Origin of the sequence: Buttiauxella agrestis ATCC 33320 (assembly GCF_000735355.1) — a bacterium.
Taxonomy (GTDB): Bacteria; Pseudomonadota; Gammaproteobacteria; order Enterobacterales; family Enterobacteriaceae; genus Buttiauxella; species Buttiauxella agrestis.
The window spans coordinates 23,065-29,397 of sequence record NZ_JMPI01000007.1 but is presented as its reverse complement, the minus strand read 5'-3'; the positions used below and the strand labels follow the sequence as shown (position 1 = coordinate 29,397).

At 50.2% G+C, this 6,333-nt stretch carries 6 protein-coding genes; 2 read left to right on the top strand and 4 right to left on the bottom strand.

Features of this window, described 5'->3' with window-relative positions; translation table 11 throughout:
* Window positions 1-15: 15 nt before the first annotated feature.
* The 4 genes from GBAG_RS01400 to GBAG_RS01385 all read right to left on the bottom strand — a co-directional run bounded on the left by GBAG_RS01400 (window position 16) and on the right by GBAG_RS01385 (window position 3,135).
* Window positions 16-387, bottom strand: coding sequence for a DUF4156 domain-containing protein (locus GBAG_RS01400; protein WP_269474353.1), 372 nt, complete (start codon window positions 385-387; stop codon window positions 16-18).
* A gap of 139 nt (window positions 388-526) precedes the next feature.
* Complete coding sequence (groL, locus tag GBAG_RS01395) at window positions 527-2,170, bottom strand: chaperonin GroEL (protein WP_034492712.1); 1,644 nt, start codon at window positions 2,168-2,170, stop codon at window positions 527-529.
* A gap of 48 nt (window positions 2,171-2,218) precedes the next feature.
* On the bottom strand, window positions 2,219-2,512 hold the full coding sequence (locus GBAG_RS01390; RefSeq protein WP_034461121.1) for a co-chaperone GroES: 294 nt from the start codon (window positions 2,510-2,512) through the stop codon (window positions 2,219-2,221).
* A gap of 137 nt (window positions 2,513-2,649) precedes the next feature.
* A complete protein-coding gene (locus GBAG_RS01385; RefSeq protein ID WP_034492711.1) occupies window positions 2,650-3,135 on the bottom strand; it encodes an FxsA family protein in 486 nt (161 codons plus the stop codon).
* Between the two features lie 340 nt (window positions 3,136-3,475).
* Between GBAG_RS01385 and aspA the strand changes: the two genes are divergently transcribed.
* On the top strand, window positions 3,476-4,912 hold the full coding sequence (aspA, locus tag GBAG_RS01380; protein WP_034492708.1) for an aspartate ammonia-lyase: 1,437 nt from the start codon (window positions 3,476-3,478) through the stop codon (window positions 4,910-4,912).
* Between the two features lie 113 nt (window positions 4,913-5,025).
* Window positions 5,026-6,327 carry an anaerobic C4-dicarboxylate transporter gene (locus GBAG_RS01375; RefSeq protein WP_034492705.1) on the top strand — a complete coding sequence of 434 codons (1,302 nt, stop codon included), beginning with the start codon at window positions 5,026-5,028 and terminating at the stop codon, window positions 6,325-6,327.
* Window positions 6,328-6,333 lie beyond the last annotated feature (6 nt).

Below are 6,333 nucleotides of genomic sequence, written 5' to 3'. Positions count from 1 at the left end.
GGTTTCACCCAAAAATCAGTTCGGGCACTTATAAACCTGGCCAGTCATGGTGCTGGCAGTCGGAGCGAAGCTCGACAGCAAGTTTTGACTCGGGCTGCTCACGCCGTACAGCACGTTACCGCCCATTGCCGCTGCGTTATTACGCAGAGCATTTGCCGCGCCACGCATAGAACCGCCTTCACTGCCCTGCTGCCCGGAAAACCAGTTACTTTGCTCACCGGTTGCATTTCCTAATAGCTGGCATTCAGTGCCTGGCTTATCCTCAACAAAACGGACGCCCTGCCCACCAGCAGAAAGATCATTGCTGGTGCTACAGCCTGCCAGCAGCAGCGCTGCTACAGCCATTCCTGCTGAAACTTTAATGCGCATGTTGTTCCCCGTTATCAATGCTGTCTTGAAAAGTAGCGGGCCGTCTTCGCCCGGTGAGATCTTATACCAGACTGCGACCAAAAAGAAAAAACCCTCAGACATTTCTGCCTGAGGGTTTTCTTAACACGGTGTAACTTCACACCAGGTGTTGGGGCATTTACATCATGCCGCCCATGCCACCCATACCGCCCATACCTGCGCCGCCTAAGTCAGGGCCGTCAGATTTTGGCATATCGGTAATCATGCACTCGGTGGTGATCATCAGGCCAGCCACGGAAGCTGCGTACTGCAGAGCAGAACGAGTCACTTTGGTTGGATCCAGGATACCCATGTCGATCATGTTGCCGTATTCTTCAGTTGCTGCGTTGTAACCGTAGTTACCGTCGCCCGCTTTCACGGTGTTAGCAACAACAGATGGCTCTTCGCCGCAGTTCAGAACGATTTGACGCAGTGGAGCTTCCATTGCGCGCAGCGCAACTTTGATACCCACGTTCTGGTCTTCGTTCTGGCCACGCAGTTCAGACAGTTTAGAAGCCACGCGAATCAGCGCAACACCACCACCGGCAACCACGCCTTCTTCAACCGCAGCACGGGTAGCGTGCAGGGCATCTTCAACGCGTGCTTTCTTCTCTTTCATTTCAACTTCGGTAGCCGCACCGACTTTGATTACTGCAACGCCGCCAGCCAGTTTAGCTACGCGCTCTTGCAGTTTTTCACGGTCGTAATCAGAAGTTGCTTCTTCGATTTGCTGACGAATCTGAGACACGCGGCCTGCAATTGCAGGTTCTTCACCGTTACCATCGATGATGGTGGTGGTGTCTTTGTTGATCACGATACGTTTTGCAGTACCCAGATCTTCCAGAGTCGTTTTTTCCAGCTCCATACCGATCTCTTCAGAGATAACAGTACCGCCAGTCAGGATAGCGATGTCTTGCAGCATAGCTTTACGACGGTCGCCAAAGCCTGGTGCTTTAACTGCAGCGACTTTCACGATACCGCGCATGGTGTTAACAACCAGAGTTGCCAGCGCTTCGCCTTCAACATCTTCAGCGATGATCAGCAGTGGTTTGCCTGCTTTCGCAACGGCTTCCAGAACTGGCAGCATTTCACGGATGTTGGAGATTTTTTTGTCAGCCAGCAGGATGAACGGGCTGTCCAGTTCGATAGAACCGGTTTCTGGTTTGTTGATGAAGTACGGAGACAGGTAGCCACGGTCAAACTGCATACCTTCTACAACGTCCAGCTCGTCTTGCAGGCCAGTGCCTTCTTCAACGGTGATAACGCCTTCTTTGCCCACTTTTTCCATCGCTTCAGCGATAAGTTGGCCAACGGTTTCGTCGGAGTTAGCAGAGATAGTACCAACCTGAGCGATTGCTTTAGAGTCAGAGCAAGGAACAGACAGGGCTTTCAGCTCTTCAACAGCGGCGATAACAGCTTTATCGATACCGCGTTTCAGGTCCATTGGGTTCATGCCTGCAGCAACAGCTTTCAGGCCTTCAGTGATGATGGACTGAGCCAGCACGGTTGCAGTAGTAGTACCGTCGCCCGCAGCATCGTTCGCTTTAGAGGCAACTTCTTTAACCATCTGCGCACCCATGTTCTCGAACTTGTCTTCCAGTTCGATTTCACGCGCTACAGAAACACCATCTTTAGTGATAGTCGGTGCACCGAAAGATTTATCCAGAACAACGTTACGGCCTTTAGGACCGAGGGTAACTTTCACTGCATCTGCCAGTACGTTAACGCCACGCAGCATTTTCACACGAGCGTCATTACCGAATTTTACGTCTTTAGCTGCCATTCTTAACTTTCCTTAAATTCGTTTATGTTCGTTCAGTTAGTGCGCGTATTACGCTTCAACAATTGCCAGGATGTCGCTTTCTGCCATGATCAACACTTCTTCATTGTCGATCTTCTCAGACTTAACACCGTAACCATCGTTGAAAATCACGATATCGCCGACTTTAACGTCCAGCGGTTGCACGTTACCGTTTTCCAGGATGCGGCCTTTACCGACAGCGATGATTTCGCCACGAGTTGATTTGCCTGCTGCGCTGCCAGTCAGAACAATGCCGCCCGCAGATTTGGATTCAACTTCTTTACGCTTGACGATAACGCGGTCATGTAATGGACGAATGCTCATGTGATAGCTCTCCTTTGAGAAAGTCAGTATCAATTGTTTAGGTAACGCCGGCCCAAAATGGGTTATCGGCTGGTGACCTGAGAGATGGGGATGAGCCTTCCCCCCTTCAAGGGGGAAAACAAAAAAATTTTCGATTTTTAACGATTGTGACGATCGTCGTTATCGCGATCGTCGAGCTGCTTCGGCGCATCATCTTTACGTTGATACTCACCGTCGAACGTTGAACCACCGCCAGTACCCGCGCTAAAACCGCCGCCAGGGGTGCGTGAGAAACGCAAATGCGGCATCAGTTTCAGCGTCAGATGCTTTTGCACTGGTGGCAGTAGCAGCAACAAACCGAGTAAGTCGGTAAAGAAGCCAGGTAACAGCAACAGCAGGCCAGAAATGATAAGCGAAACGCTTTTAATCATTTCAGCGGCCGGGCTTTCACCCGCTGCCATTTTTTGCTGCATCAGCATGAAATTTTTAAAGCCCTGATTGCGAACCAGAGACATACCAATAACTGAGGTGAATATCACCAGCACCAGTGTCAGGAAGACACCCATCACATGAGCGACTTGAATAAACAATGAAATCTCTATGTACACATAGAGAAAGACGGCAATTAACGGTATCCAGCGCACCGTACACTCCTGTAGTTGGGCAAGCGCCTTCAGGCATTTGCGAAAATAGGTTAGCGATTATGCTTAGCCAAAGAGATGGCGACGCCTTAGCCAAAAATCAATCTTCGTGCCGCATTATTTTTTTGGAAATTTTCAACAATTGATCGGCATCACATATTAATAATTGTTATGTGAGATGACCTTTAATAAGTGATCCAGATTACTGCTTTTCGCTATCATCAGCATATCATCACGGCACGCAGACCGAATATGGACATAATCGTCGGTCTATTCATCGCACAACCAGAGATCCTGTGTGTGCAATGATCAATCAATGGCAGCTTTAATTAAGAAGGTTCACATGTTAAATAACATTCGTATCGAAGAAGATTTGTTGGGTACCAGGGAAGTGCCAGCGGATGCCTATTATGGTGTTCATACTCTGAGAGCGATTGAAAACTTCTACATAAGCAACAGCAAAATCAGTGACATCCCTGAATTTGTACGCGGCATGGTTATGGTTAAGAAAGCAGCGGCAATGGCGAACAAGGAGTTGCAAACCATTCCAAAAAGCATTGCAAACACCATTATCCAGGCCTGCGATGAAGTGCTGAATAACGGCAAGTGCATGGACCAATTCCCGGTGGACGTTTACCAGGGCGGTGCCGGTACTTCCGTCAACATGAATACCAACGAAGTGCTCGCCAACATTGGGCTTGAGCTGATGGGCCACCAGAAAGGTGAGTACCAGTACCTGAACCCGAACGACCACGTCAACAAATGCCAGTCCACCAACGATGCCTACCCAACCGGTTTCCGTATCGCGGTGTACGCTTCTATTGTGAAACTGATTGATGCCATTAATCAGTTAGGCGACGGCTTCCAACGCAAAGCAGTTGAGTTTGAAAACGTTCTGAAAATGGGCCGTACTCAGTTGCAAGACGCCGTGCCAATGACGCTGGGCCAGGAATTCCATGCCTTCAACGTCTTGTTGAATGAAGAAACCCGCAACCTGCTGCGCACCGCAGAACTGCTGCTGGAAGTGAACCTTGGTGCGACCGCAATCGGTACTCGCCTGAACACGCCAGAAGGTTATCAACAACTGGCGGTACAGAAACTGGCTGAAGTCAGCAACCTGCCATGCGTACCTGCCGAAGACCTGATTGAAGCGACCTCCGACTGTGGCGCATACGTCATGGTTCACAGCTCGCTCAAACGCCTGGCGGTGAAAATGTCGAAGATCTGTAATGACCTTCGCCTGCTCTCTTCCGGCCCACGCTCCGGCCTGAACGAAATCAACCTGCCGGAACTGCAAGCCGGTTCTTCTATTATGCCAGCCAAAGTCAACCCGGTGATTCCAGAAGTGGTTAACCAGGTTTGCTTCAAAGTGATTGGGAATGACATCACCGTCACCATGGCTTCCGAAGCGGGCCAGCTGCAGCTGAACGTAATGGAACCCGTGATTGGCCAGGCGATGTTTGAGTCCATCCACATCCTGACCAATGCGTGCTACAACCTGCTGGAAAAATGCATTAACGGCATCACCGCGAATAAAGAAGTGTGTGAAAGCTATGTCTACAACTCGATTGGTATCGTCACTTATCTGAACCCGTTCATTGGTCACCACAACGGTGATATCGTGGGCAAGATTTGTGCTGAAACCGGCAAGAGCGTGCGTGAAGTTGTGCTGGAACGCGGCCTGCTTACCGAAGCCGAGCTGGACGACATTTTCTCCATCAACAACCTGATGCACCCGGTCTATAAAGCAAAACGTTATACCGATGAAAATGAACAGTAATCTTCTTAGGTAGTCGACAAAAGGCACGTCCATTGGACGTGCCTTTTTCATTTGCACCAATCACAAAAACACAACATATAATTATCAAATAATCAAACACAAGGAAGGAAATCATGTTTGGAGCTGAACTTGTTATCGTGCTGCTAGCGATATACCTGGGAGCCAGACTCGGCGGCATAGGCATTGGCTTTGCTGGCGGTTTTGGTGTGCTGGTTTTAACGCTGTTTTTCCAGATTAAACCCGGGGCTATCCCGTTCGATGTCATCGAAATCATCATGGCCGTTATTGCCGCCATTGCTGCCATGCAGGTGGCGGGGGGAATGGACTACCTCGTCAGCCTCGCCGAAAAATTACTGCGTCGTCATCCAAAATACATCACATTCCTGGCACCGTTAGTGACCTGGTTTATGACGATTCTTGCCGGAACAGGCCACACGGCTTTTTCCACGCTGCCGGTCATTACCGAAGTTGCAAAAGAGCAAGGCATTCGCCCATCTCGCCCACTGTCTATTGCCGTTGTCGCCTCGCAAATCGCGATTACTGCATCACCGATTTCTGCGGCAGTGGTGTTCTTCGCCGGGATTCTGGAGCCGTTAGGCGTCAGCTATTTGACCCTGCTGTCTATCTGCATTCCCGTCACACTGGTTGCCGTTATGCTGACGGCTATCGTCTGTAACTTCCTCGGCTGCGAGCTGAAAGACGATCCTGTTTATCAGGAACGCGTCGCAAAAGGTGAAGTGAAGCTGCGTGGCAGCAGCGTCTTTGAGCTGAAACCACACGCCAAACGCTCCGTTTTACTGTTCCTTATCGGTATCGTCGCGGTGATGTTCTACGCTACCGCCATCAGCGACACCGTGGGCCTGATTCAAAACCCAATTCTGCCGCGTAACGAAGCAATTGTGGTGTTCATGCTGACCATCGCCACTCTGATTTGCATCACCTGCAAAATCGACACCGGTGAAATTCTCAATGCCAGCACCTTCAAATCAGGCATGAGCGCCTGTATTTGTGTGCTGGGTGTGGCGTGGCTGGGCGATACCTTTGTCAAAAACCATATTCAGGATATTCAGGCTGTGGCGGGCGATTTACTGCAAAGCTATCCGTGGATGTTAGCGGTAGTGCTGTTCTTCGCGGCCACTCTGCTTTACTCCCAGGCGGCGACCACTAAAGCGTTGATGCCTGCGGCTCTGATGCTCGGTGTTAGCCCGCTCACCGCTATCGCCTCTTTTGCTGCCGTTTCTGCGTTGTTCGTATTGCCAACCTACCCAACTTTGTTGGCGGCGGTAGAAATGGACGACACCGGTTCCACCCGTATTGGTAAGTACGTGTTTAACCATGCATTCTTGATTCCTGGCGTGATTGCGATTTCGCTGTGCGTCATCCTCGGCTTTATTGTCGGCGGGCTGGTTCTGTAAATCTTT